Source organism: Streptomyces nigra (genome assembly GCF_003074055.1).
GTDB lineage: Bacteria > Actinomycetota > Actinomycetes > Streptomycetales > Streptomycetaceae > Streptomyces > Streptomyces nigra.
This window is the reverse complement of the sequence record NZ_CP029043.1, coordinates 706007-730713: the sequence shown is the minus strand read 5'-3', so window position 1 is coordinate 730713 and position 24707 is coordinate 706007. Positions and strand designations below refer to the sequence as shown.

Below are 24707 nucleotides of genomic sequence, written 5' to 3'. Positions count from 1 at the left end.
CTGTCAGTGGCCCGCGCTACGTTCCGTGGAGTCGGCTTCCGTCACTCCAGGAGGAACCATGGCTTCACGACTCAACCCCTACATCACGTTCGCCGGCGACGCCCGCGAGGCGCTGGAGTTCTACCAGCAGGTCTTCGGCGGCACCCTCGACGTGAACACCTACGCCGCGTTCGGCCAGGCGGACACACCGCTCGCGGACAAGATCATGCACGGCATGCTGGAGACCCCGAGCGGCTTCACCCTCATGGGCGCCGACACCCCCACGGGCGACCACCGTCCCGGCAACAACATCTCCGTGAGCCTGAGCGGCGACGACGAGTCCGAGCTGCGCGGCTACTGGGAGAAGCTCAGCGACGGCGCCACGGTGAGCGTCCCGCTGGAGAAGCAGATGTGGGGCGACGTCTTCGGCATGTGCACGGACCGGTTCGGCGTCACATGGATGGTCGACATCACCGGTCAGGAGGGCTGAGCGGAGGCCGCCGGGCGGCACGGGCCCGGCACCGTCCGATCCCAAGTACTGCTAAAGGATTCTTCACCTGCCTTGACAGTGTGCGTCCCGCTTCGCGACGTTTGATCCTCGCCGCATGGTTCGACAGAGGGGGAGACCGTGTGGCGGGCGCGCCGGAAAGCGCGCCCTGGGGGGACATCTGGGGGGAGCGGTCGCCATGCGATCCACGAACGCCATCACCATTCACCGGCCCGAGGACCTGAGCGGCCCGCTGCGCGCGGCATGGCACCGGGCCATGGACGAGTCACCCGAGTACGCCAACCCGTTCCTGTCACCCGAGTTCGCGCTCGGCGTCGGCCGATTCCGGCCGGGCGCGCGGGTGGCCGTGCTGCACCAGGAGGGGGAGGCCGTCGGCTTCCTTCCGTACGAACGCAACGCCCTCGGCGTCGGCCGGGCCATCGGCCTCGGGCTGTCCGACTGCCAGGCGCTGGTGCACCGGCCGGGCGTCGGCTGGGACACCCGTGAACTGCTGGCGGCGTGCGGCCTGGCCGTCCTCGAGTTCGACCATCTGGTCGAGGAGCAGCGGCCGTTCGCCCCGTACGTCACGGGCACCTTCGCCTCACCCGTGCTCGACCTCAAGCCCGCCGAGGGCGACTACCCGGCCTGGCTGCGCGCCACCTACCCCGGGCAGGCCAAGACGACGCTGAAGAAGGAGCGCCGGCTCGGCCGGAACGTCGGCGAGTTCCGCTTCGTGTACGACGAACGCGACCCGCGCGTCCTGCGGACGCTCATGCGCTGGAAGTCCGCCCAGTACCGCAGGACGGGGCGGATGGACCGGTTCTCCAAGCCGTGGATCGTCGCTCTGGTCGACCATCTCTTCCAGGTCCGCGAGGACCACTTCACCGGCATCCTGTCCGTCGTGTACGCGGGGGACAGGCCCGTCGCCGCGCACTTCGGGCCCCGTTCACGCAGCGTGCTCGCCGCCTGGTTCACCGCCTACGACCCCGAGTTCGCGTACTACTCGCCCGGTCTGATGATGCACCTGCGGATGGCGTACGCCGCGGGCCGGGACGGCGTCACCCTCATGGACATGGGGCGCGGCGAGAAGGAGTACAAGGACTGGCTGAAGACCCGTGAGCTGCGGGTGGCCGAAGGGTTCGCGACGCGCCCCCACCCGGTCGCGGCGGCCCACCGGATGTGGCGCAGACCCGTCCGCGGCCTGCGCAACACCGTCCTCGCCCACCCGGCCCTGCGGGACCCCGCCGACCGGCTGCTCAGAACCGCCGGCGGCCTGCGCACCTCTGTCGTCGCCCGCACGAGAGGCACCGACTCCGGCACCCGCTGACCGCCGCCCCACCCCACTCACCGCCGCCGTCCACCACGGACGCCGCGGCCCTGGCCCCGCACGCCCTCATCCCACCCCCCGCGAGACGGCCCCGCACGACGTCCGCCAGCCCGCACAGCCCGCCCCCGGGCGGTCTTCGCCGAAGCTCTCACGGAAGAGGTGACCATGCCGTACGGATCGCGGCTCGCCGCGATGATGACGCGGCGCATCGGACGCGAATGCGTCTACACGCCCTCGGCCCGACTCGCCCTCTATCTGGCGCTGCGGCGCTGGTGCCGGCCGGGCGGACGCGTGCTGATGTCCCCGGTGAACGACGACGTGATCCTCTTCGTCGTCCTCGCCGCCGGACTGCGCCCCGTGCAGGCCCCCGTCTCCCGCTGGGACGGCAACATCGACCCGGACGCCGTACCGGAGGCCACCTGGCGCGGGATCGACGCCGTCCTGACCACCAACCTGTACGGCCTGCCGGACCGGGTCGTCGAGCTGCGGCGGCGCTGCGAGGCGCTCGGCATCCCGCTGATCGAGGACGCGGCGCACGCCATCGGCACCCATGTGGACGGACAGCCCGTCGGGACCTTCGGCACGGCCGCCGCGTTCAGCCTCTCCAAGCATGTCGCGGCGACGGCCGGCGGCTTCCTCGCCGTCGACGACGTACGCACCCGGCGCGAACTCGAACGGCTGCGCGACGACCTGCTCACCCCGCGCCGGCTGCGCGCCGACCTCACCGTCACCCTGCGCCCCCTGGCCCGGTCCGCCGTCCGCTCGCTCCACCTGGTGCGGCCCGTGTGGCGCACCATGCAGCGGCTCGGCCTGCTGGAACGCGACGAGTTCCGGATGGCCCTGCACGCCCCGCGCCTCACCGCGAGCGCCCGTCGCGCGCCCAGCCTGGCCGCGTACGAGCCCTGGGTACGGGTCGACCTCCACGGCTTCCGGAACCGGCACGGGGCGCTGGTGCGCGGGCAGCTGCAGCTGCGCATGGCCCTGCTCGACGGCGACCTCGCCCGCCGCAGGGACGGTGTCTCGCGGCTGGCCGGCACCACCTGGGCCAGCCCGGCGCTGCGGGAGCGGACCGCGCACGACGGCCCGCCCGCCCTCTTCCGCGCCCCGCTGCTGGTCCACGACCGTGACGCGCTGGTGGACCGGCTCGTCGACAGCGGTGTGGTCACGGGCTACATCTACGATCCGCCGCTCGACGACTACGCCGGCGCCGAGTTCGTGGAACCGTCGCCCGACCCGACGGCGGCCCGCTGGTTCGCCCGGCACGTCCTGCCGGCCGACCCCCTCCTGGCCCGCGGGATCGCCGCCTGCCTCACCAGGGAGCAGGTCACCCCGGCCCACCCGCCGCTCTCCGCCACGGCCGGCGAACCGGACCCGGCTGCCACACCGCCCGCCGGGAGCCCTGCCTGATCCGTGCCTACGCTGGAGGGGTGGCCCGGTCCAACGACGAGGTGGCCGCGCTCCTCCAGGAGTACGCGGACCTGATCTCCCTCACGGGAGGCGACGCGTTCAAGGCACGTGTCTACGAGAAGGCGGCCCGTGCCCTGGGCGCCCATCCCGCCGACGTGTCCACCCTCGACGTGGACCAGCTCAAGGAGATCCCGAACGTCGGCCGGTCCATCGCCGAGAAGGTCGTCGAGTACTTCTCCACCGGCCGGGTGGCGGCGGTGGAGGAGCTGCGGGAGCGTGTCCCCGCCGGGGTCCGGCAGCTGACCGCCATACCGACGCTCGGCCCGAAGAAGTCCCTCGTCCTCCACCGGGAGCTGGGCATCTCCACCGTCGACGAACTCGAGGACGCCATCGCCCAGGAGAGGCTGCGCGGCCTCAAGGGCTTCGGGCCCCGGACCGAGGCCAAGATCCTCCACGGCATCCGCCTGCTGCGGTCCTTCGGCGACCGGCTCCTGATCGACGTCGCCCTGGAACTGGCCGAGGACATCGTCGCCGCGCTGTCCCGGGTGCCCGGCTGCGAGCGCTGCGCCTACGCGGGATCGCTGCGCCGCGCCCGCGAGACGATCGGCGACGTCGACATCCTGGCCGCGGCCACCGAGCCCGGCCCGGTGATGCGGGCCTTCACCGCGCTGCCCGAGGTCCGGGAGGTCGTCGCGAGCGGCGAGAAGAAGACGTCGGTCCGCACCGCGCAAGGCCTCCAGGTCGATCTTCGGGTCGTCCCGCCGGACGCGTGGGGCGCCGCGATGCAGTACTTCACCGGCTCCAAGGCGCACAACATCCGCATCCGCGAGCTGGCCGTCGCCAGAAGCTCAAGCTCTCCGAGTACGGGCTGTTCGACGTGGAGAGCGGGGTGCGGATCGTCTCCGGGACCGAGGAGGAGGTCTACGCCCGGCTCGGCCTGCCGTGGATCCCGCCGCCGCTGCGTGAGGACCGGGGCGAGATCGAGGCCGGGCTGCGCGGCGAACTGCCCGTCCTGCTCCAGGAGCCGGACCTCCGGGGTGATCTGCACACGCACACCGATCTGACGGACGGCTTGGCCCCGCTGGAGGAGATGGCCGCTGCGGCCGCCGCACGGGGCCACGCCTACTACGCCGTCACCGACCACGGCCCGGACATGGCGATGCAGCGGATGACGGCCGAGCGGATGCTCGCCCAGCGCGCCCGCCTCCGCGCGCTGGACGGGACGTACGGCGGGATGCGGCTGCTGCACGGCGTGGAGCTGAACATCGGCCCCGACGGCGAGGTGGACTGGCCCGCCGAGTTCCTGGCGGACTTCGACGTGTGCGTGGCCTCGGTGCACTCGCACTTCGACCAGGACCGCGACACGATGACCCGCCGTCTGATCCGGGCCTGCGAGAACCCGCACGTCCACATCATCGGGCACCCCACCACCCGTCTCATCGGCCGGCGTCCCGGCATCGACGCCGACCTCGACGCGGTCTTCGCGGCCTGCGCGCGCACCGGCACCGCGCTGGAGATCAACTCCCATCCGGACCGGCTCGATCTGCGGGACGAGGACATCCTGCGGGCCCGGCGGCACGGGGCGCGGTTCGCCGTCGACAGTGACGCCCACGCGGTGACCCATCTGGCCAATCTGCGCTTCGGGGTGGGCACGGCCCAGCGTGGCTGGCTCACCGCGGACGACGTGATCGACGCCTGGCCGCTGAGCAGGCTGCGCCGCTTCCTCGACAAGGGGCGGGGCCCGACGGCGGATTGAGCGGCGCAACCCCCTGGAGACCGCTGCGGCCCGCTGTTCCAGGCCCTCCTGACCCTTGCCCCGAGTGCCCCGAACCCCTGTCAAGTCCCCCGAGTTGACGGTTTGTTGAGCCGTAACGGAGTAAACGACCGTTCAGGTGTCAATCATCTTGTCATGAACCTGCGGTCCGACGGGCGGACCGCAGCCTCATGGAGGTGTGGAAATGCGCCGCACACTCACCACCACGCTCGCCGCCTCGGCCGTGTCCGTCGCGACTCTCGTCGTCCTCGCACCGGCCGCCCAGGCCGCTCCCGCGGACAAGCCCCAGGTACTGTCCAGTTGGACGCAGACGTCCGCGTCCAGCTACAACGCCTGGGTCTCCGCCCGCAACAACCAGTCCGGATGGGCCGCCTACGGATTCGACTGGTCCACCGACTACTGCTCCTCGTCCCCGGACAACCCCTTCGGCTTCCCGTTCCAGACGTCCTGTGCCCGGCATGACTTCGGCTATCGCAACTACAAGGCCCTGGGCACGTTCAGCGCCAACAAGTCCCGTCTCGACAGCGCCTTCTACGAAGACCTCAAGCGTGTGTGCGCCGGGTACAGCGGCGCGAGCAAGACCACCTGCAACAGCACGGCGTGGACCTACTACCAGGCCGTGAAGGCGTTCGGCTGAGCCGACGGCACACGGCGGAGGGGCGCCGCGACCGCGGCGCCCCTCCTGTCCCTTACGGCCCTCAGTCCGTGGCGCGGAAGGACCGCAGCCGCAGCGAGTTGCCGACCACGAACACCGAGGAGAAGGCCATCGCCGCCCCCGCGATCATCGGGTTGAGCAGCCCGGCCGCGGCCAGCGGCAGCGCGGCGACGTTGTAGGCGAAGGCCCAGAACAGGTTCGACCGGATCGTACCGAGCGTACGGCGGGCGAGCCGGATGGCGTCGGCGGCGGCACGCAGGTCGCCGCGCACGAGCGTGAGGTCACCGGCCTCGATCGCCGCGTCCGTCCCGGTGCCCATCGCGAGCCCCAGGTCGGCCTGGGCCAGCGCGGCCGCGTCGTTGACGCCGTCACCCACCATGGCGACCGAACGGCCCTCGTCCTGCAGCCGCTTGACGATGTCGGCCTTGTCCTGCGGCAGCACCTCGGCGATCACGTCGTCGGCCGCGACGCCGACCTCGGCGGCGACCGCCAGGGCGACCCGACGGTTGTCACCCGTCAGCAGCATCGGCGTCAGACCGAGGTCCCGCAGCCGTGCGACAGCCTCCCGGCTGGTCGGCTTCACCGCGTCGGCGACCTCCAGCACCGCCCGTGCGGCGCCGCCCCAGGCCACCACGACCGCCGTACGGCCCGCCGCCTCGGCGGACTCCAGGGCCCGCCGCAGCTCCTCCGGCAGCTCCGGCACCTCGCCGGTGAGCAGCCGCTCGCGGCCCACGAGCACGCTGTGCCCCTCGACCACGCCCCGCACGCCGAGCCCCGGCACGTTCGCGAACTCCTCGGGCGCGGGCAGCGATCCGAGCCGGCCCAGGGCCCCCTCGGCCACCGCACGGGCGACCGGGTGCTCGGAGGCGTGCTCCAGCGCCCCCGCCAGCCGCAGCACGTCCTCCTCCTCCGTGCCGGTGGCGGTGTGCACGGCCAGCAGCGTCATCCGGCCGGTCGTGACGGTGCCCGTCTTGTCCAGGACGACGGTGTCGACCCGGCGCGTGGACTCCAGTACCTCGGGGCCCTTGATGAGGATGCCGAGCTGCGCGCCGCGCCCGGTGCCGACCAGCAGCGCGGTCGGCGTGGCCAGGCCCAGGGCGCAGGGGCAGGCGATGATGAGCACGGCCACGGCTGCCGTGAACGCGGCTGCCGTACCGGCGCCGTTGCCCAGCCAGAAGCCGAGGGTGCCCAGTGCCAGGGCGATGACGATCGGCACGAACACGGCGGAGATCCGGTCCGCCAGCCGCTGCGCGGCGGCCTTGCCGTTCTGCGCATCCTCCACCAGCCGAGCCATCCGCGCCAGTTGGGTGTCCGCGCCGACACGCGTCGCCTCGACGACCAGCCGGCCGCCCGCGTTCAGCGTCGCGCCCGTCACCGGGTCGCCGACGGAGACCTCGACCGGCACGGACTCTCCGGTCAGCATCGATGCGTCCACCGCGGAGGAACCCTCGACCACCGTGCCGTCGGTGGCGATCTTCTCGCCGGGACGGACGAGGAAGCGGTCGCCCACGGCCAACTGCCCGACCGGTACGGTCCGTTCGGTGCCGTCCGGGCCCAGGACGGTGACGTCCTTGGCACCCAGCTCCAGCAGGGCCTTCAGGGCCGCGCCCGCCTTGCGCTTGGAGCGGGCCTCGAAGTAGCGCCCGGCCAGGATGAAGGCGGTGACACCGGCGGCCGCCTCCAGGTAGATGTTCCCCGAGCCGTCGCCGCGGGCGATGGTCAGCTCGAAGGGGTGGGTCATGCCGGGCTCGCCGGCCGTGCCCAGGAACAGCGCCCACAGCGACCACAGGAACGCGGCCGACGTGCCGACCGAGATCAGGGTGTCCATGGTCGCGGCGCCGTGCCGCAGATTGGTGAACGCGGCCCGGTGGAAGGGCCAGGCGGCATACGTCACCACGGGCGCCGCCAGGGTGAGCGACAGCCACTGCCAGTACTCGAACTGCAGGGCCGGGACCATCGCCATCGCGACGACGGGCACCGCCAGGACCACCGCCGTCACCAGCCGCTGCCGGAGCGTCCGCAGGCCGTCGCCCCCGTCCCCGTCTCCGTCCTGGCCCGCCGGGATGTCGGCGGCGGGCGGCTCGGGCTCCCGGGCGGTGTACCCGGTCGCCTCGACGGTGGAGATCAGGTCCTGGACGGAGACCCCGGCGGCGAAGCTGACCCTGGCCTTCTCGGTGGCGTAGTTGACGGTGGCGGTCACGCCCTCCATGCGGTTCAGCTTCTTCTCGACGCGCGCCGCGCACGAGGCGCACGTCATGCCGCCGATGGCGAGCTCCACGTCGCTCGTCGGGCCGGTCGCGGTGGTGGTCATCACTGCTCCTGGTGAGGGATGCGGGCGGGGGCCCGGCGTGGCCGGGCCCCGGGGGAGGGGTGCGTCAGGCGGCGCGGCCGGTGAGCTCGTAGCCGGCGTCGTCCACGACGGCGGCCACGCGTGCGTCGTCCGGCTCGGCGGCGCTGGTGACGGTGACCAGTCCGGTGGCGAGATCGACGTCGACTCCGGTGACGCCGTCCAGCCCGCCGATGGCCTCGGTGAGCGTGGCCCGGCAGTGGCCGCAGCTCATCCCGGAGACCGCGTACGTGGTGGTGGACATGCGTTCCTCCTTGGCAGGGGGTCGGTGATCGACCCTGATACGGGGCGGGGGTACCCTCGCCGGAGTCCATGTATACCCCTGGGGGGTAAGGGAGGCAAGTCCTCTCCCTCGACTTGACTTGGTACCCCCCAGGGGTATGGTGAACTGCATCGAAGGACAGACGCAGCAGCATCAGACCCGCAGGAGACCGCCATGCATGCCGGACTGAGGATCACCGCGTTCACCGCCGCGCTGGCCGCGACATTCGGCACGGCCTACGGCGTCGGCCAGGCGTTCGACCCCGTCGTCGAGGACGCCGTGCCCGCCCGCCACGACACCCACCCCCGGGCCTCGGCGGAGCCGGCGGAGGAAGGTGACCACGGCGGGCACGAGGCGGAGCCCGCCGGGGGACTGCAGATCTCCGAGGGCGGCTACACCCTCGACCTCGCCACCCCGCGGGTCGCCGCCGGCGAGCGCTCGAAGCTGAGCTTCGTGATCCGCGACGGCGCGGGCCGGGCCGTCACCGCGTACCAGCGCGAGCACGAGAAGGAACTGCACCTCATCGTGGCCTCACGCGACCTGGGCACCTACCGCCATCTGCACCCCACCCGCGCCGCCGACGGCACCTGGAGCATCCCGGTGGACCTGCCGCGCGCGGGCGGCTACCGCGTCTTCGCCGACTTCACCCCGGCGAGGAAGGGTGCCGAGAACCTCACCCTCGGCGCGGACCTCGCGGCCTCCGGCCCCTACGAGTCGCAGCGCCTCCCGGTCCCGAACAGCACCGCGAAGGTCGACGGCTACGAGGTCCGGCTCGACGGCGGCCTGCGTCCGGGCAAGGCGGGCGAGCTCAAGCTGAAGGTGTCCCGCGACGGCCGCCCGGTGACCGACCTCCAGCCCTACCTCGGCGCCTACGGACACCTGGTCGCCCTGCGCTCCGGCGACCTCGCCTACCTCCACGTCCACCCCAACGGCGAGCCCGGCGACGGCACCACGAGGCCCGGCCCGGACGTCTCCTTCACCGCCACGGCACCGAGCGCCGGCAGCTACCGGCTCTTCCTGGACTTCAAGCACGAGGGCAAGGTCCACACCGCCGCCTTCACGATCCGGGCCGGCGCCACGCAGAGCACCGAGGAGCCCCACGCCGACGAGCCGGGGCACGGGCACTGAGCCTCAGCCCAGCGCACGGTCCAGGTTGAACGCGGCGCTGATCAGGGCCAGATGTGTGAACGCCTGCGGGAAGTTGCCCTGTTGCTCGCCCGTGTGGCTGATCTCCTCGGCGTACAGGCCCAGATGGTTGGCGTACGTGAGCATCTTCTCGAAGGCCAGCCGGGCCTCGTCCAGCCGGCCCGCGCGCACCAGGGCCTCCACGTACCAGAAGGAGCAGATGGAGAACGTGCCCTCGTCGCCGCGCAGCCCGTCCGGGCTGACCCGGGGGTCGTACCGGTAGACCAGTGAGTCGGACACCAGCTCCTCGCTGAGCGCGTCCAGCGTGGACAGCCACTTGGGGTCCGTCGGCGCGATGAACTTCGTCAACGGCATCATCAGGACGGCCGCGTCCAGCACGTCGGTGTCCTCGTGCTGGACGAACGCCTGCCGGGACTGGGACCAGCCGTGGCTCATGATCCGGCGGTAGATGGTGTCCCGGCAGCCCTGCCAGCGGGCCAGGTCGGCGGGCAGGCCGCGCCGCAGCGCCATCCGGATGGCCCGTTCGATCGCCACCCAGCACATCAGCCGGGAGTAGAGGAACTTCCGGCGCCCGCCCCGCGTCTCCCAGATCCCCTCGTCGGGCTGGTCCCAGTGCGCGCACACCCAGTCGACCAGGCCGCACACGTCGTCCCACTGGTCGCTGGAGATCGGCTGCGCCCACTTGTCGTACAGGTAGACGGAGTCGATCAGCGCGCCGTAGATGTCGAGCTGGAGCTGGCCGACGGCGCCGTTGCCGACCCGGACCGGCGCCGAGCACAGATGCCCCTCAAGGTGGCCGAGCTCGCGCTCGGGCAGGTCGGTGCGGCCGTCGATGCCGTACATGATCTGCAGCGGTCCCGAGCCGTGGCCCTCGCCCGGGGTGATGTGCCGGCTCAGGAACCGCATGAACGCCTCGGCCTCGCTGGTGAACCCGAGCCGCAGCATGGCGTACACGGCGAAGGCGGCGTCGCGCACCCAGGCGTACCGGTAGTCCCAGTTGCGCTCGCCGCCCACCTGCTCGGGCAGGCTCGTGGTCGGCGCGGCCACGATGGCGCCGGTCGGGGCGTAGGTGAGCAGCTTCAAGGTGAGGGCCGAGCGGTGCACCATCTCCCGCCAGCGGCCCCGGTACCGGGAGGAGGACAGCCAGCGCCGCCAGTACGCCACCGTGCCGTTGAACTCGTCCTCCGCCTCGGTCCACGCGCACCGGCGCGGGGTCACCTCGCCGCCGACCTGGTCCAGGGCGAACACCGCCCCCTCGCCCTCGGCGATCTTGAACTCGGCGTGCACGTCGGCGCCGTCGATCTCCAGCGGCACGGTCGAGGTCAGCCCCAGCGACAGCTTCGCGGACTCGAAGACCGCGACGTCGTCGATCATGCGCAGGGTGTGCGGATCGGCGCCGTAGCCGAAGCGAGGCGCGATCCGGGTGCGGAACGGGATGGACCCGCGCACGCCCACCACCCGCCGGATCAGCCGGTGCCGGTCCGTCTCGGCCGGATTCCCGCCGACCGGCATGAAGTCCTGGATCTCACCGACGCCGTCCTCGGTGAAGAAGCGGGTGATCAGGACGTTGGTGTCCGGGAAGTAGAACTGCTTGGTGCGAGCGGGCACCGCGGCCGCCAGCTCGAAGCACCCCCCGCGCTCGGTGTCCAGGATCGAGGCGAAGACGCTCGGGGCGTCGAAGGCCCCGCAGCAGTACCAGTCGATGGTGCCGTCCACACCCACCAGGGCGACACTGCGCAGATCGCCGATCAGCCCGTGGTCGGCGATCGGCACATAGCCCCTCGCCCCGGGTGTGTCCGCCTCGATGGGAGTGGTGCTCATCGCAGCCTCCTAGGCTGTGCGCCTCGCTCCCAGCGTAGAAGCAATCGCGCGGACCGGCGCCGTCACGGCCGGAGCCGTGCGGGCTCAGACCGTGAGGACCCGCAGGCCGGTCTCCTCGAAGCCGCGCACCAGCTCCGGGTCGGCCGCCGTGTCGGTGACGAGGGTGTCCACCGTGTCCACCGCGCAGATCCGGGCGAAGGCCCGCCGGCCCAGCTTGCTGGAGTCGGCCGCGACGACCACGCGTTCGGCGCGCTCGCACAGCAGCCGGTTGATCGCCGCCTCCGCCTCGTCGTGCGCGGCGGCGCCGTGGACGACGTCGAGGGCCACCACGCCGAGCACGGCCACGTCCAGGGTGATCTGGGACAGCACCCCGTCCGCGAGCGGCCCGATCAGCTCGTACGACTGCGGGCGCGCGACCCCGCCGGTCAGCACGATCTTGAACTGGGGGCGTACGGCGAGCTCGTTGGCGATGTTGAGCGCGTTGGTGACGACGGTCAGCGCGGGCGTGCCCGAGGTGAGGTCGCCGCGTACGGCGAGGGCGCGGGCCACCTCGGTCGTGGTCGTGCCGCCGGTCAGCCCGACCGCCTCACCCGGCGCCAGGAGATCGGCCACCGCGGCGGCGATGCGCTGCTTCTCGGAGGCGTTGCGGGCCGTCTTGTAGCGCAGCGGCAGCTCGTACGACACCCCGTGCACGACCGCGCCGCCACGGGTGCGGACCAGCATCTGCTGGGCGGCGAGCTGGTCGAAGTCGCGGCGGATCGTGGCGGCGGACACCTCCAGTTCGGCGGCCGCCTCCTCGACGTCCAGCCGTCCCCGCTCCACGAGCAGGTCCAGGAGCGCCTTCCAGCGGGCGTCGCGCGACATCCGCCCTCCAATCCGTCGATCTCCCGTGACCTTAGCGCACGCCCGTTCCCGCGCTTTGCTTGATTCTGCTCGAAAGCTCGCTATATCTTGCAAGAACAAGCATCTTGGATGCAGGGCCGGGAGGGGTGGCGGCATGACGTACGTCGAGGACGAGCTCAACAGCCAGCCGGAGTGCTGGACCCGTGCCGCGGCGGACGCCACGGACGCGTGCGCGAGGCTGCCGGAGCCGGGGGAGCGGGTCGCGGTCGTCGGCTGCGGCACCTCGTACTTCATGGCGCAGGCCTACGCCGCGCTGCGCGAAGCGGCGGGCGCCGGCGAGACCGACGCTTTCGCCGCGTCGGAGTTCCCGCACGGCCGCGCCTACGACCGGATCCTCGCCCTCACCCGCTCCGGCACGACCACCGAGGTGCTGGACCTGCTGGAGCGGGCCGAAGGACGTATGCGCACCACGGCGATCACCGCCGACCCGGACACCCCCGTGATGACCGCCGCCGACGACGTCGTGGTCCTCGACTACGCGGACGAACGCTCCGTCGTACAGACCCGCTTCGCCACCACCGCGCTCACCCTGCTCCGCGCACACCTCGGCCGGCACCCCGAGACCGCCGTGGCCGACGCGCGCACCGCGCTCGCCGACGACCTCCCCGAAGACCTCGTCCGGTCCAGCCAGTTCACCTTCCTGGGCCGGGGCTGGACCGTCGGTCTCGCCAACGAGGCCGCCCTGAAGATGCGCGAGGCGTCCCTGTCCTGGACCGAGGCGTACCCGGCGATGGAGTACCGGCACGGCCCCATCAGCGTCACCACCACCGGCACCGCGACCTGGATGTTCGGCGAGGCCCCCGAAGGGCTGGCCGCGCAGGTCCGCGCCACCGGCGCCCGCTGGATCGACGGCCGGCTCGACCCGCTCGCCGAACTGGTCCGCGCCCAGCGCCTCGCCGTCGCCGTCGCCGCGGCCCGCGGCCTCGACCCCGACCGGCCGCGCCACCTCACCCGCTCGGTGATCCTCACCCCCTGACGCGCCGCGCCCGTCCATGCCCGCCCCCGCCCAGAAAGGACAGGCCGTGCCCCTCGTGACCACCGGCGAGCTCGTCACCCGCGCCGCCGCCGACCGTTCCGCCGTCGCCGCGTTCAACGTCATCACCCTGGAGCACGTCGAGGCCGTCGTCGCCGGCGCGGAGAGCGCCGGTTCACCCGTCGTTCTCCAGGTCAGCGAGAACGCCGTCAAGTTCCGCTACGGACGGCTGCTGCCCCTCGCCCGCGCGGCCGTCGCCGCCGCCGAACGCGCGGACGTCCCCGTCGCCCTGCACCTGGACCACGTCCAGAGCGACGACCTGCTGCGCCAGGCGCCCGCCGCCGGATTCAGCTCCGTGATGTACGACGCGGCCCGGCTGCCCTACCTCGACAACCTCGCCGCGACCAAGGCCGCCGCGGACTGGGCACACGCCCAGGGACTGTGGATCGAGGCCGAGCTGGGCCGCCTCGGCGGCAAGAACGGCGAGCCGCCGCTCGACGCGCACGCCCCCGGCGCCCGCACCGACCCGGCGGAGGCGCACGCGTTCGTCGCCGACTCCGGCGTGGACGCCCTCGCCGTCGCCATCGGCAGCGCGCACGCCATGACGACCCGTACCGCCGCCCTCGACCACACCCTGCTCAAGCGCCTGTCCGCCGCCCTCGAGGTCCCCCCCGTCCTGCACGGCTCCTCCGGCGTCCCCGACGGGGAGCTGACCGAGGCCGTCGTGGGCGGCATCGCCAAGGTGAACGTCGGCACGGCCCTCAACCTCGCGATGACGACCGCGATCCGCGAGTTCCTCGCCGCCCACCCGGACGCCGTCGACTCGCGCACGTACCTCAGCGTGGGACGGGAGGCGATGGTGCGCGCGGTCGCCCGGATCATCACACTGCTGGCCGGCACGCTCTAGCTGCGGACCGCCCGCAGCACCACGAACTTGGGGTCGGAGGCGACCACTTCGCTGTTCCCGAACAGCCGCCGCAGCTTCACGTGGTAGCCGAGGTGCCGGTTGCCGACCACCCACAGCTCACCACCCGGCCGCAGCGCCCGCCGCGCCCCGGTGAACATCCGCCAGGCCGTCGCGTCGGTCGTGGCCTGGTGGGAGTGGAACGGGGGGTTGTTCAGCACCAGGTCGACGCTGCCCGCCGGCACCCCCGCCATTCCGTCGCCCACCCGGAACTCGGCGTGCCCGGGGACGCCGTTCGCCTTGAAGGTGGCCTCCGCCGACGCCACGGCCTGGAACGACTCGTCGACGAACAGCACCTCGGCCTCCGGGTTCGCCAGTGCCACCGCCGTCCCCACGACGCCGTTGCCGCACCCCAGGTCCACCACCCGCCGCGGCCCCCGCCCGCCCGGCAGATGCGCCAGGAAGAACCGGGTGCCGATGTCGAGCCGGTCGGCGCAGAACACCCCCGCGTGATTGACGACCGTGCTCCCGGACACGGCCCCCACTCCGTCCGGCAGCGTGTAGGTGTTCGGCCACGGGTTCGCGGGCCGTTCCACGGACGGCTCGGGCCTGCAGAAGATCAGACGGGCCTTCCGCTTCGCCAGCGACGTCCGCGTCGGCCCCAGGATCCGCCCGAACAGCTCCAGCGTGGACGTGTGGATCTCCCGCACCATGCCGGTGCCCACCACGACCGTGCCCCCGTGCACGAAGGGCGCCAGCCGCAGCAGCTGGTCCTCCAGCAGCGCCAGGCTCTTCGGCACCCGCACCAGCAGCACGTCGATCCGCGGCGGAGGCGGGTCCTGCGTCGTGAGCAGCCGGACCGCGCCGGGCTCGACGCCGTGCCGCGCGAGGTTGGCCCGGGTGGCCTCCTGCGCCAGCCAGGAGTCCGTGATCTGGGTCGGCCGGTGCGCCGCCAGCGCCGTGACCAGGGCGCCCCAGCGGTCGCCGACGACCACGACCGTGCCCGACAGCGGGACGTCCTGCTCGGCCAGGTGCGCCAGAAGGTACTCGTCGGAGGCGTCCCAGGCGCGCAGCCTGTCGCGGGGGTCCTCGGGGAAGCGGGTCAGCGCGAGAGCGCCCCAGGGCGTCGTCATCCGGTCGTTCATCGTGCGTCAAGGCTAAGCGACCACGGGCGCCCGCCCGCACCGAGCCGCGACGCCGGACCGCGGAGGAGGACCGTGGGGCAGGATGGGGGACATGGACGCCGAGCTGTTCCCGCGGGAGCGCACCGTCGTCGCCCCGGGCGCGGTGCACGTCCCCGACTGGCTGGACGCCGCCGCCCAGCGCGAGCTGCTGGACGCCTGTCGCGTCTGGGCCCGCCCCCGGCCGGCCTGCGCACCGTCCGCACCCCCGGCGGCGGCACGATGACGGCCCGGCAGGTGTGCCTCGGCCGGCACTGGTACCCCTACGGCTACGCCCCCACGGCCGTCGACGGCGACGGCGCCCCGGTCAAGCCGTTCCCCGGGTGGCTGGACGAACTGGCCCGGCGCGCGGTCCGGGACGCCCTCGGCGAGGAGGCCGGCCCCTACGACATCGCGCTGATCAACTTCTACGACGCCGAGGCCCGGATGGGCATGCACCGCGACGCCGACGAGCGGTCCCCACAGCCCGTGGTCTCCTTGAGCCTCGGCGACAGCTGCGTCTTCCGCTTCGGCAACACCGAGACCCGGACCCGGCCGTACACGGACGTCGAACTGCGCAGCGGCGACCTCTTCGTGTTCGGCGGCCCCGCGCGGCTCGCCCACCACGGGGTGCCCACCGTGCACCCGGGCACCGCGCCCCCGGAGCTCGGTCTCACGGGGCGGCTGAACCTCACGCTGAGAGTGAGCGGCCTGTAGGCCACGGCGTTCCGGGATCATGGGAGACTCGCCCTCATGAGCGGCAAGGCGGACCCCCGGCCGGCGGGGGAAGGGACCACCACCCCGAGGACGCGACTGGAGCGTGGGCGCGGTGCGCTCGGGCCCGCGTTGGAGCTCGTGCACACCGGGCGCGCCCCCACCCGTGCCGTCCTCACCGCCGAACTCGGCGTCACCCGGGCCACGGCCGGGGTGGTCGCCGCCGAACTGGAGGCGCTCGGGCTGATCCGGGTCGACGCCCGGCCGGGCGCGGCGGCCGGCTCCCAGGGACGGCCCTCGCACCGGCTGTCCGTCGCCGAGGACGGCCCGGTCGTCCTCGCCGCCCAGGTGCACGCCGACGGGTTCCGGGCCGCGCTGGTCGGCCTCGGCGGCCGTATCGTCGCCACCGCCCCGGGCTGCGAGACCGTGGAGGCCGACCCGGCCAAGGTGCTCGGCTCGGTCGTCGAGGCCGGCGCGGACCTGCTGAGCGCGACCGGCCGGCGCTGTGTCGGCGCCGGACTCGCGGTCCCGTCCGCCGTCGCCGAACCGGACGGCCTCGCCCTCAACCCGCTGCACCTGGCGTGGCCCGTGGGCGCCCCCGTCCGCCGTATCTTCACCGAGTGCGTGCGCGCGGCCGGGATCACCGGACCGGCGTTCACCGGCAACGACGTCAACCTGGCCGCGCTCGCCGAACACCGGCACGGCGCCGGGCGCGGCGCCCGCGATCTGCTGTGCGTGGCCACCGGGCACCGGGGCGTCGGCGGCGCGCTCGTCCTGGACGGCCGTCTGCACACCGGGAGTTCGGGGCTGGCCCTGGAGGTCGGACACCTCACCGTCAACCCCGAGGGCCGGCCCTGCCACTGCGGCAGCCGGGGCTGTCTGGACGTCGAGGCCGACCCGCTGGCCCTGCTCACGGCGGCCGGCCGCGAGCCCGGCCCCGAGGTGTCGCTGCTGAAGCAGGCCATCGACCTGATCCAGGACCACTACGACGACCCGACGGTCCGCACCGCCACCGAGGCCCTGATCGACCGGCTCGGCCTCGGCCTGGCCGGCCTGGTCAACATCCTCAACCCCGACCGCATCATCCTCGGCGGTCTGCACCGCACCCTCTTCGACGCCGACCCCGGCCGGCTGCGCGCGGTCGTCGCCGACCGCAGCCTGTGGGGGCAGAGCGGCGGCGTCCCGATCCTCGCGTGCAGCCTCGACCACAACAGCCTCGTCGGCGCCGCCGAGTTGGCGTGGCAGCCGGTGCTCGACGACCCGCTCACCGCGCTGGCGGCCTAGGGTCTTTCGTTAACGAAGACCCTGGCGGTCGGTAGGCTTTTCGGTATGCGGATCTCCGTCTCCTCGGACATGGACGAACCCGTCGCACGGCGCCTCGTCGCCGAGCTGCGCGAGCGGGGGCACGACGTGCGGGCGCACGGCGCGCTCGGCCCCGGCGACGACGCGCGCTGGGCCGTCTGCTCGCAGGCGGCGGCCGCCGAGGTCGTGGAGGGCACGGCCGACCAGGCCGTGGTGTGCTGCTGGACCGGCACGGGCGCGTCGATCGCCGCGAACAAGGTGCCCGGCGTCCGAGCGGCCCTGTGCACCGACGCGTACACGGCGGAGGGCGCCCGGCGCTGGAACGACGCCAATGTGCTCGCCCTCAGCCTGCGGCTGACGTCGGAGCCGCTGCTCAAGGAGATCCTCGACGCCTGGTTCGCCACCGAGGCCGGCACGGACGCCGAGGACCGGGAGAACGTGGCGTACCTCGAACGGCCCGACGGAACCTGACGGCGTACTCCACGGCGTACTCCTCCGGGGGTACGCACGGTGCCGCTGCCCGTACGACGACCCGGACCCCTCGCGGCGCGAAGCTCGAGTCATCACTCAGGAACGTCCCGACCACCCGGGAGATGACCCGACATGCAGACCTTCGCGCACTTCGCCGACGGCGGGCCCGGCCCGTGGATCCTCTTCTTCCCGCTGATCTGGGCTGCCGTCGTGATCGGCGGCATCACGCTGCTGCGCCGCACAGGATGGCGCCCGCGCCGCGGACCCCGGCCGACGGGCCCCGACGACAGCTCGCCGATCACCGTCCTCGGCCACCGGTTCGCCTCCGGCGAGATCGACGAGGACGAGTACTGGCGCCGGTTGTCCGTCCTCAACGAGGAGTTCGGCCGCACGGGCAAGGGCGGCCCCGTGTGACACCTGAGGGTGCGCGGCGGCAAGGGCTGCCCCGTGTGACCCCAGAAGGCCCGACGCCGGTGAGACATCCCAAGGGCCCGGGCCCGTGTGACACCTGACGGTGCGCGGCGGCCCCCGTGACCCCCTCACCGCCCGGTCAGCCGGCAACGGCCGACCGGGCGGGAGCGCGTTCCGGCCGACGCAGGTCGACCGGTGGACCGATGGCCGCGAGCCGGCGTACGGGCTGCTCCACGGTGACGCGGCGCGGTGGCCGCGCGGCCGTGGACGGCGCGGCGCCGGGCGTCGGCAGCGAGAACCACACGACCTTGCCGGACTCGCCCTCCGGCCGCACGCCCCAGCTCTCGCTGAGGGCCGCGACCATCGCGAGCCCGCGCCCGCAGGTGGCGAGCGCCTCGGTGTCCCCGGGGTCGGCGGCGACCGGCAGCCGGGGGTCGTGGTCGTGCACGGAGACCGTGAGGCGGTCGAGCAGCAACTCGATCTCCACGGTGCACGTCTTGTCCGGCCGCGCATGTTGATGGACGTTGGTCAGCAGCTCGGTCACGCCGAGCGCGGCGCGGTCTATCAACGGGTCCAGATGCCAGTAGCGCAACTGCGCCGATACGATTCTGCGGACCTGGCCGATCCGCGACGGCAGGGCTTGGAGCTCCACCGCGCAGTGCCTGCTTGGGTAACTGATCACGGCTGCGACTCCCCGACTGAAGAGGTCCGGAAGAACACGGAGTTCGGATCCAGCAGGGTGCTTGAAGGAAACGGCCGCCTGCTGTCGTGGCCGGCGGGCTGGTTCGCAGCGTTATCGCCGGTAAACCCAGAGTGACGTGAGACCAGCGTGACGCAGGAGGCGCGGTAACGCAACTCGCGGTGACTCAGCCGTTACGCCCCGCAGCCCTGTGTACGGCCTCGATGAACCGGCGCGCGGCGGGCGGTCCGGGCTCGCCCGGGGCGGGGTCGTGATCCCCCAACGTCAGTGAGTAGCGCTTGCCGTTGAGGTCGGCGAGCGCCCGGTCGTCCGGCGCGAACCAGGGCCGGGACGCGCGCACCGCCTGCACCGGCGCGCTGTCGATCTCGGTGCCGTAGCTCGTGAGCAACTGCAGCCGGCCCTCGCTGATCCGCACCTGCCCGGCCCGGGTCAGGGAGCGCAGGCGCTTCCCGATCCGCACGCCCTTGGCCGTGAACTCCGCCTCCGCCATGCCCCGCCCCCTCGTGCGTCTCGGTGGCCGGCCCGCTCCGCGCGGGCACCGGCCGGGCCCCGGTCGTGATCCAGTGTGCACCCCGTCGGGTGGAGTCTGCCCCCGTCCCGCGTCCCGCACCAGTGCGCGCGTGCCCCTCGCCGGGGGCGCTCGGAGCACTCGCGCGGATGCGCCCCCGCCGGGTGCGCCGCGACCGCCTGCCCAGGGGTGACTTTGAGCCTCTCAAAGGTGTGTTTATGCAGGTGAGAAGCGTCCTGAAGATGTCTATGCTCGAAGGGACGGCAGTGCGAGTCGCCGCTGCCGCGAGCCCGAGGAGCAGCGCCGTGAGCACCGTCCAGCAGACCCCGTCCGGCGTGACCCTCGACGTCGACCGAAGCGATCCCGCCTACCGGGACTGGCTGAAAGACGCCGTGCGCAAGGTGCAGGCCGACGCCAACCGCTCGGCCGACACCCACCTCCTGCGCTTCCCGCTGCCCGAGCGCTGGGGCATCGACCTGTACCTCAAGGACGAGTCCACGCACCCCACCGGCAGCCTCAAGCACCGGCTGGCCCGCTCGCTGTTCCTGTACGGACTGTGCAATGGCTGGATCCGGCCGGGCCGACCGGTGATCGAGGCGTCCAGCGGCTCGACCGCCGTCTCCGAGGCGTACTTCGCGAAGCTGATCGGCGTGCCCTTCATCGCGGTCATGCCGCGCACGACGAGCGCCGAGAAGTGCCGTCTGATCGAGTTCCACGGCGGCCGGTGCCACTTCGTGGACGACTCCCGCCGGATGTACGAGGAGTCGGCCCGGCTCGCGGTGGAGACGGGCGGCCACTACATGGACCAGTTCACCTACGCGGAGCGGGCCACGGACTGGCGCGGCAACAACAACATCGCCGAGTCGATCTTCCGTCAGCTGCGGCTCGAGCGGTATCCGGAGCCCGCCTGGGTCGTCGCCACCGCCGGCACCGGCGGCACCTCCGCGACCCTCGCCCGCTACGTGCACTACATGCAGTACGACACCCGTATCTGCGTGGCCGACCCGGAGAACTCCTGTTTCTTCGAGGGCTGGACGACCGGCGACGCCCATGTCACCTGCGACTGCGGCTCCCGGATCGAGGGCATCGGCCGGCCCCGGATGGAACCGAGCTTCGTGCCCGGCGCCGTCGACCGCATGATGAAGGTGCCCGACGCCGCCAGTGTCGCCGCCGTCCGCGCCCTGGAGCGTGCCATCGGCCGCAAGGCCGGCGGCTCCACCGGCACCGGCCTGTGGAGCGCGCTGAAGATCGTCGCCGAGATGGTGGCCGAGGGACGGCAGGGCAGCGTGGTGACGCTGCTGTGCGACCCGGGGGACCGGTACCTCGACAAGTACTACTCGGACGCCTGGCTCGCCGAACAGGGCCTGGACATCACGCCGTACGCGGCGGCCCTGGAACAGGTCCTCGCCACCGGCGTCTGGCCCGAGTGAGGCCGCGCCGGCGTCTGACGCCGGCTCAGGACGCGGCGGAGGTCAACCGGCGGTCCAGCGAGACCACCGCGCCCCGGAACGAGCGGGCCAGACCGGCGCGCCCCAGCCGCACCGCCGTACGGAACGGCGCGGTGCCGTCCACGGCGAAGGTCCACTGCACCCGGGTGCCGGTACCGGACGGCGAGAGCCGCCACTCCTCGACGATCGTCCGGGAGCCCGGCACGTTCGTCAGGTCGACGCGATAGGCGTACACCTCGGGGCGCTCGGCCGCGAGCACCGTCTCCTCGAAACGCGTGCCGCCCTTGAGCCGGATCTCGCGCCGGGCCCCGCCGTCCAGCGGACGGGCCAGGGTCACCGCCGCGAACCACCGCGTCCAGCCCGGCACGTCCTCGGCCAGCGCGGTGTACACCGCGTCCGGCGGCGCGGTCGTCTCGCGCGCGAAGACATGCCGTACGGGGGCGGCCCCGACGAAGTCGAGCCCCACCTCACGCAGCAGATGAACCATGGACGACAACCCCCTGTGGGTGACGCTGCACCGGGCAGCGTCACCCTAGCTGGCGCCTCCTCAGATGTCTGCACCCTCATCGGGCTCGCCCGCCACCACCAGCCGCAGATGCTCCGCGATCTCCGCGCGGGCGCCGCCGTCCAGCCCCGAGTCCGTCACCAGGGTGTCGACCTGCTCCAGCGAGGCGAACGAACTCAGGCCCACCACACCCCACTTGGTGTGGTCGGCGATCACCACGACACGCCGCGCCGACTGCACCAGCCGCCGGTTCGTCTCGGCCTCCGCCAGATTCGGTGTGGACAGGCCGGCCTCGGCCGATATCCCGTGCACGCCCAGGAACAGCATGTCGAAGTGGAGCGCCGCGATCGCCTGGTCGGCGACCGGCCCCACCAGCGAGTCGGACGGGGTCCGCACCCCGCCGGTCAGCACGACCGTGGCCGCGCCCTGCCGGGGGCCGGTCGTGCGCTGCGCGGCGTGGAAGACGTCGGCCACCCGCACCGAGTTGGTGACCACGGTCAGATCGGGGACGTCGACCAGCCGGTGCGCCAGCGCGTACGTCGTCGTGCCGCCGGACAGAGCGATCGCGCTGCCCGGGACGACCAGCTCGGCCGCCGCCCGCGCGATGTCCTCCTTCGCGGTCAGCTCCAGACCCGACTTGGCCTCGAAACCCGGCTCGTGCGTGCTCGCCTCGACCACCGGGACGGCACCGCCGTGCACCTTCTCCAGCACGCCCTGCCGGGCGAGCGCGTCGAGGTCCCGGCGCACCGTCATGTCCGACACGCCGAGCTTGCGGGTCAGCTCGTTGACACGCACCCCGCCTCGGCGCCGTACCTCGTCCAGGATCAGGGCGCGTCGCTGCTCCGCGAGGAGGTTCTGATTCTCGCTCACGTACGCTCCGGTCCTCTCGCCGCTGCTGTCCGACCTTGCCCCGGCCACCCTGTCCGACAAGGGCATTCTCGCCCCTGCCCGGGCGCGGGACGACCCATCCTCGCACGGGCCGCCCCCACCCGCGCCACCGGTCGCCCCGACGCGTGCATGCCACATTCGGACGCCCCCTCCGCCCGCCCCGAGCACGCACCGGGGAGATTCCGTGACGAGAGGTGTACGGCGGCCCGGAAACGGAGATCCTGTGCCCGCACGGACACACGCCTCAGCGCTCACGGGGGAGCCGCCGACATGGGCCGCACAGACAGACACGCCGCCGCGAACAGCGCGGACACCGCACCCGGGACACCCGGCCCCTGCGCCGGGGAGGCCAGGATCGCCCTGGAACTCCTCGTCCACGGCGTCGGCGGCACCACACCCCAGCAGATGCTGGACGATCCGCGGACCCAGCGGATCACCGGCGACGACACCGCCGCCGTCTTCCGCCGCGCCGACGACGTCGACGCCGAGGACCGGCCCGACGACTACCGGGGCCGGCCGGTGCCCGAGGCGTACGTCTGGTGCAACCTCACCTCCGGCAACAGCGCCCGCGCGTTATGGCTGCTCCTGCTGCCCTTCATGGTGGTCAACCTCGCCCACTGGATGCGCCCCGCCGCCCGCGACCGCACCCGCACGATCCGCCTGTACGGCCTGCTCGTCCGGCTCGCCGGGCTCAGCCTGACCGTGCTGCTCGTCGCCGCCGCCTGCGAGGTCGCCCTGGACCTCACGGCCTGGCAGTGCGCCGGCACCCCCGACTGCGCCGGCCGGCACAGCTGGCTGGGCTTCCTGTCGGACGGCGGCTGGTGGAGCGCGCCCGGCCGCAGACTCGCCCTCGCCGCCGTCGTGCCCACGGCCCTCACCGGCCTCCTCTGGTACCTCTCCCGCCGTACCTGGAGCGCCTACGAGTCCCAGGAGCCCCTCTTCCAGCAGCCCGAACCCGACGAGACGGCGGGCGGCGCCCTGGGCCGCCCCGGCTTCTGGTACGGCCGCCGGCTGGTCGCCCGGCTGCGCGCCGCGCACACCGCCGCCGGACTGCTGACGGTGGCCGCGGCGGTCGGCTCGGCCGCGGCCCGCTTCGACCGCCGCCCCGGCGGACCCGCGCTCCTCGACGTGCTCGGCCGACTCCTCGACGCGGCCCTCGTCACCGGCGTGGCCGCCGTGGTGTGGGTGGTGTGCCGCCGGGGCCGCAGCGAGGACCGCCTCGACCGGGAACTCGACGCCCGTCTGGTCCGCCGGCTGCCGCTCGCCGCGCTCGCCCTGCTCGTGCTCACCCTCGTCTACGCCGGATGGGAACGCCCCGGCTGGCAGTCGGCGGGGCGCCTCCCGGGCGACGCCACCTTCGGCGCCATCGCCCTCATGCAGGGCCTGACCGCCGTCGTCCTCGCCGTCGTCGCGCACCTCCTGCACCGCACGGCACCCGACCCGCGCGCCGCCCTGCGCGGCCTCGGCGGACCCGCCGTGGTGATGCTGGCCTGCGCCCTCGGCGGTGTGATGTCCGGCGGCGTCTCCCAGCGCGTCGCGGACTGGCTGGACGGCACCCGCGCCTCCCTCCCCGGCCCGCCCGTCCTGCTGACCTGGCAGGCCTCCGTCATCCCGCCCCTGCTGGTCCTCCTGCTGCTGCTCTGCGCACTGCTCGCGCGGCGCGCCTGGCTGCTGCGCCGCGCCGAACTCGTCGCCGTCGAACGCGACTACACGGGCGAGCCGCACGACAGCGCGCGCACCCGCCGGATCGCGAGCACCCGCGCGATGGCCTCCCTCACCGACCGGGCGCCCCTCGTCGTCGCCGTCACCGCCGTCGCCACCCTGCTCCTGGGCGCCGGAGCGCTCGCCGGGGCGCTGATCACCGGGGACACCCCGAGCGAGACGGCGGCGGGCACCTACGCAGTCGTCCACGGGGCCGCCCAGACCGCGCAGGCCCTCGGCTCCTGGCTGATCGGCTTCGGCTTCATACTGTTCGTCACCTGGGGCCGGCGCGCCTACAAGGACGCCTCCGCCCGCCGCACCATCGGCATCCTCTGGGACGTCGGCACCTTCTGGCCGCGCGCCGCGCACCCCTTCGCGCCGCCCTGCTACGCCGAACGCGCGGTGCCCGACCTGACCTGGCGCATCGCCACCTGGACCCGGGCAGGTGAGGGCCGCCGGCTGGTCCTCTCCGGGCACTCCCAGGGCAGCGTCCTCGCGGCGGCGGCGGCCTGGCAGCTGACCCCGGCCGACCGCCGGCGGGTCGCGCTGCTCACCTACGGCTCCCCGCTGGAGCGCCTGTACGGCCGCTGGTTCCCCGCCCACTTCGGCCCCGACGCGCTCACCGCGCTGCACGCCGAGGTGGACTGCTGGCGCAATCTGCACCGGCCCACCGACCCCATCGGCGGGCCGGTCCGCCTGTCCGGCGACGCCGGACCCGCCGTGGACCGCGAGGCCCTCAAGGACCCGCTGGCCTACGGGCGCACCGCGGCACACCCGCTGCCCGCGCCGATCCACGGCCACAGCGACTACCAGGCCGACCCCGCCTTCGCGGAGGAACGGCAGCGGCTGCTCGGGCGGCTGGGACCGGAGGTGCCGGGGCAGCGCCCCGAGAGCTGACCCGGCCGCCGGGGCGC

The 24707-nt window shown here is 73.3% G+C and carries 21 protein-coding genes and 2 pseudogenes; 14 read left to right on the top strand and 9 right to left on the bottom strand.

Annotated features, from left to right (window positions below):
* The first annotated feature begins 58 nt into the window (after positions 1 to 58).
* From DC008_RS03380 to DC008_RS03360, 5 genes and pseudogenes are all read left to right on the top strand, one after another.
* Complete coding sequence (locus DC008_RS03380; protein WP_108705643.1) at positions 59 to 469, top strand: VOC family protein; 411 nt, start codon at positions 59 to 61, stop codon at positions 467 to 469.
* Positions 470 to 665: 196 nt separating this feature from the next.
* Positions 666 to 1793 carry a GNAT family N-acetyltransferase gene (locus tag DC008_RS03375; protein WP_108705642.1) on the top strand — a complete coding sequence of 376 codons (1128 nt, stop codon included), beginning with the start codon at positions 666 to 668 and terminating at the stop codon, positions 1791 to 1793.
* Positions 1794 to 1958: 165 nt separating this feature from the next.
* Positions 1959 to 3200 carry a DegT/DnrJ/EryC1/StrS family aminotransferase gene (locus tag DC008_RS03370; protein WP_108705641.1) on the top strand — a complete coding sequence of 414 codons (1242 nt, stop codon included), beginning with the start codon at positions 1959 to 1961 and terminating at the stop codon, positions 3198 to 3200.
* Positions 3201 to 3220: 20 nt separating this feature from the next.
* Positions 3221 to 4956, top strand: a pseudogene (gene polX, locus DC008_RS03365) (DNA polymerase/3'-5' exonuclease PolX).
* A gap of 202 nt (positions 4957 to 5158) precedes the next feature.
* Entirely contained in the window at positions 5159 to 5611 is a 453-nt protein-coding gene (locus DC008_RS03360) for a phospholipase (RefSeq protein WP_108705640.1), read from the top strand.
* Between the two features lie 61 nt (positions 5612 to 5672).
* Here DC008_RS03360 and DC008_RS03355 read toward each other — a convergent pair whose 3' ends face one another.
* Complete coding sequence (locus tag DC008_RS03355) at positions 5673 to 7940, bottom strand: heavy metal translocating P-type ATPase (RefSeq protein ID WP_108705639.1); 2268 nt, start codon at positions 7938 to 7940, stop codon at positions 5673 to 5675.
* Between the two features lie 64 nt (positions 7941 to 8004).
* Positions 8005 to 8220, bottom strand: coding sequence for a heavy-metal-associated domain-containing protein (locus tag DC008_RS03350; RefSeq protein WP_055619592.1), 216 nt, complete (start codon positions 8218 to 8220; stop codon positions 8005 to 8007).
* A gap of 192 nt (positions 8221 to 8412) precedes the next feature.
* Here DC008_RS03350 and DC008_RS03345 point away from each other — a divergent pair, with 192 nt between their 5' ends.
* Positions 8413 to 9366, top strand: coding sequence for a hypothetical protein (locus DC008_RS03345; protein WP_108705638.1), 954 nt, complete (start codon positions 8413 to 8415; stop codon positions 9364 to 9366).
* Positions 9367 to 9369: 3 nt separating this feature from the next.
* Here DC008_RS03345 and DC008_RS03340 read toward each other — a convergent pair whose 3' ends face one another.
* Both DC008_RS03340 and DC008_RS03335 read right to left on the bottom strand, forming a co-directional pair.
* A complete protein-coding gene (locus DC008_RS03340; RefSeq protein WP_108705637.1) occupies positions 9370 to 11205 on the bottom strand; it encodes a glycoside hydrolase family 15 protein in 1836 nt (611 codons plus the stop codon).
* A gap of 84 nt (positions 11206 to 11289) precedes the next feature.
* Complete coding sequence (locus tag DC008_RS03335; protein ID WP_108705636.1) at positions 11290 to 12069, bottom strand: DeoR/GlpR family DNA-binding transcription regulator; 780 nt, start codon at positions 12067 to 12069, stop codon at positions 11290 to 11292.
* 133 nt (positions 12070 to 12202) lie between these two features.
* Here DC008_RS03335 and DC008_RS03330 point away from each other — a divergent pair, with 133 nt between their 5' ends.
* Positions 12203 to 13084: an SIS domain-containing protein gene (locus tag DC008_RS03330; RefSeq protein WP_108705635.1), complete on the top strand. Its 882-nt coding sequence runs from the start codon at positions 12203 to 12205 to the stop codon at positions 13082 to 13084.
* A 46-nt stretch (positions 13085 to 13130) separates the two neighbouring features.
* Positions 13131 to 13988, top strand: a complete 858-nt coding sequence (locus DC008_RS03325; protein WP_108705634.1) for a class II fructose-bisphosphate aldolase — start codon at positions 13131 to 13133, stop codon at positions 13986 to 13988.
* Here the strand turns inward: DC008_RS03325 and DC008_RS03320 are convergent.
* Complete coding sequence (locus tag DC008_RS03320) at positions 13985 to 15118, bottom strand: methyltransferase (protein ID WP_108710546.1); 1134 nt, start codon at positions 15116 to 15118, stop codon at positions 13985 to 13987. The two genes, DC008_RS03325 and DC008_RS03320, sit on opposite strands and share 4 nt — an antisense overlap.
* Before the next feature lie 103 nt (positions 15119 to 15221).
* Between DC008_RS03320 and DC008_RS03315 the strand changes: the two are divergent.
* The 4 genes and pseudogenes from DC008_RS03315 to DC008_RS03300 all read left to right on the top strand — a co-directional run bounded on the left by DC008_RS03315 (position 15222) and on the right by DC008_RS03300 (position 18046).
* Positions 15222 to 15862, top strand: a pseudogene (locus DC008_RS03315) (alpha-ketoglutarate-dependent dioxygenase AlkB family protein).
* Between the two features lie 36 nt (positions 15863 to 15898).
* Positions 15899 to 17143, top strand: coding sequence for an ROK family protein (locus DC008_RS03310; RefSeq protein ID WP_079033432.1), 1245 nt, complete (start codon positions 15899 to 15901; stop codon positions 17141 to 17143).
* Between the two features lie 45 nt (positions 17144 to 17188).
* On the top strand, positions 17189 to 17632 hold the full coding sequence (locus DC008_RS03305; protein ID WP_108705633.1) for an RpiB/LacA/LacB family sugar-phosphate isomerase: 444 nt from the start codon (positions 17189 to 17191) through the stop codon (positions 17630 to 17632).
* A gap of 132 nt (positions 17633 to 17764) precedes the next feature.
* Entirely contained in the window at positions 17765 to 18046 is a 282-nt protein-coding gene (locus tag DC008_RS03300) for an SHOCT domain-containing protein (RefSeq protein WP_108705632.1), read from the top strand.
* Between the two features lie 136 nt (positions 18047 to 18182).
* Here DC008_RS03300 and DC008_RS03295 read toward each other — a convergent pair whose 3' ends face one another.
* Both DC008_RS03295 and DC008_RS03290 read right to left on the bottom strand, forming a co-directional pair.
* Complete coding sequence (locus DC008_RS03295; RefSeq protein WP_108705631.1) at positions 18183 to 18725, bottom strand: ATP-binding protein; 543 nt, start codon at positions 18723 to 18725, stop codon at positions 18183 to 18185.
* 184 nt (positions 18726 to 18909) lie between these two features.
* Complete coding sequence (locus tag DC008_RS03290; RefSeq protein ID WP_108705630.1) at positions 18910 to 19233, bottom strand: hypothetical protein; 324 nt, start codon at positions 19231 to 19233, stop codon at positions 18910 to 18912.
* Between the two features lie 323 nt (positions 19234 to 19556).
* On the opposite strand from DC008_RS03290, the gene cds1 reads away from it, so the two are divergent.
* A complete protein-coding gene (gene cds1 / locus DC008_RS03285) occupies positions 19557 to 20681 on the top strand; it encodes an L-cysteine desulfhydrase Cds1 (protein ID WP_108705629.1) in 1125 nt (374 codons plus the stop codon).
* Between the two features lie 25 nt (positions 20682 to 20706).
* On the opposite strand, the gene DC008_RS03280 is transcribed toward cds1, so the two are convergent.
* Positions 20707 to 21186, bottom strand: coding sequence for an SRPBCC family protein (locus tag DC008_RS03280; RefSeq protein WP_108705628.1), 480 nt, complete (start codon positions 21184 to 21186; stop codon positions 20707 to 20709).
* Between the two features lie 60 nt (positions 21187 to 21246).
* A complete protein-coding gene (locus DC008_RS03275) occupies positions 21247 to 22074 on the bottom strand; it encodes a DeoR/GlpR family DNA-binding transcription regulator (protein ID WP_055619605.1) in 828 nt (275 codons plus the stop codon).
* A 288-nt stretch (positions 22075 to 22362) separates the two neighbouring features.
* Here DC008_RS03275 and DC008_RS03270 point away from each other — a divergent pair, with 288 nt between their 5' ends.
* Entirely contained in the window at positions 22363 to 24690 is a 2328-nt protein-coding gene (locus DC008_RS03270) for a hypothetical protein (protein ID WP_382110121.1), read from the top strand.
* Positions 24691 to 24707 lie beyond the last annotated feature (17 nt).

Coding starts and splice junctions, on each gene's coding strand:
- DC008_RS03330 (WP_108705635.1), top strand. CDS start 12,203: ATGACGTACGTCGAGGACGAGCTCAACAGCCAGCCGGAGTGCTGGACC.
- DC008_RS03270 (WP_382110121.1), top strand. CDS start 22,363: ATGGGCCGCACAGACAGACACGCCGCCGCGAACAGCGCGGACACCGCA.
- DC008_RS03360 (WP_108705640.1), top strand. CDS start 5,159: ATGCGCCGCACACTCACCACCACGCTCGCCGCCTCGGCCGTGTCCGTC.
- DC008_RS03280 (WP_108705628.1), bottom strand. CDS start 21,186: ATGGTTCATCTGCTGCGTGAGGTGGGGCTCGACTTCGTCGGGGCCGCC.
- DC008_RS03355 (WP_108705639.1), bottom strand. CDS start 7,940: ATGACCACCACCGCGACCGGCCCGACGAGCGACGTGGAGCTCGCCATC.
- DC008_RS03380 (WP_108705643.1), top strand. CDS start 59: ATGGCTTCACGACTCAACCCCTACATCACGTTCGCCGGCGACGCCCGC.
- DC008_RS03300 (WP_108705632.1), top strand. CDS start 17,765: ATGCAGACCTTCGCGCACTTCGCCGACGGCGGGCCCGGCCCGTGGATC.
- DC008_RS03305 (WP_108705633.1), top strand. CDS start 17,189: ATGCGGATCTCCGTCTCCTCGGACATGGACGAACCCGTCGCACGGCGC.
- DC008_RS03340 (WP_108705637.1), bottom strand. CDS start 11,205: ATGAGCACCACTCCCATCGAGGCGGACACACCCGGGGCGAGGGGCTAT.
- DC008_RS03370 (WP_108705641.1), top strand. CDS start 1,959: ATGCCGTACGGATCGCGGCTCGCCGCGATGATGACGCGGCGCATCGGA.
- DC008_RS03310 (WP_079033432.1), top strand. CDS start 15,899: ATGAGCGGCAAGGCGGACCCCCGGCCGGCGGGGGAAGGGACCACCACC.
- DC008_RS03375 (WP_108705642.1), top strand. CDS start 666: ATGCGATCCACGAACGCCATCACCATTCACCGGCCCGAGGACCTGAGC.
- DC008_RS03345 (WP_108705638.1), top strand. CDS start 8,413: ATGCATGCCGGACTGAGGATCACCGCGTTCACCGCCGCGCTGGCCGCG.
- DC008_RS03290 (WP_108705630.1), bottom strand. CDS start 19,233: ATGGCGGAGGCGGAGTTCACGGCCAAGGGCGTGCGGATCGGGAAGCGC.
- DC008_RS03350 (WP_055619592.1), bottom strand. CDS start 8,220: ATGTCCACCACCACGTACGCGGTCTCCGGGATGAGCTGCGGCCACTGC.
- DC008_RS03335 (WP_108705636.1), bottom strand. CDS start 12,069: ATGTCGCGCGACGCCCGCTGGAAGGCGCTCCTGGACCTGCTCGTGGAG.
- DC008_RS03320 (WP_108710546.1), bottom strand. CDS start 15,118: ATGACGACGCCCTGGGGCGCTCTCGCGCTGACCCGCTTCCCCGAGGAC.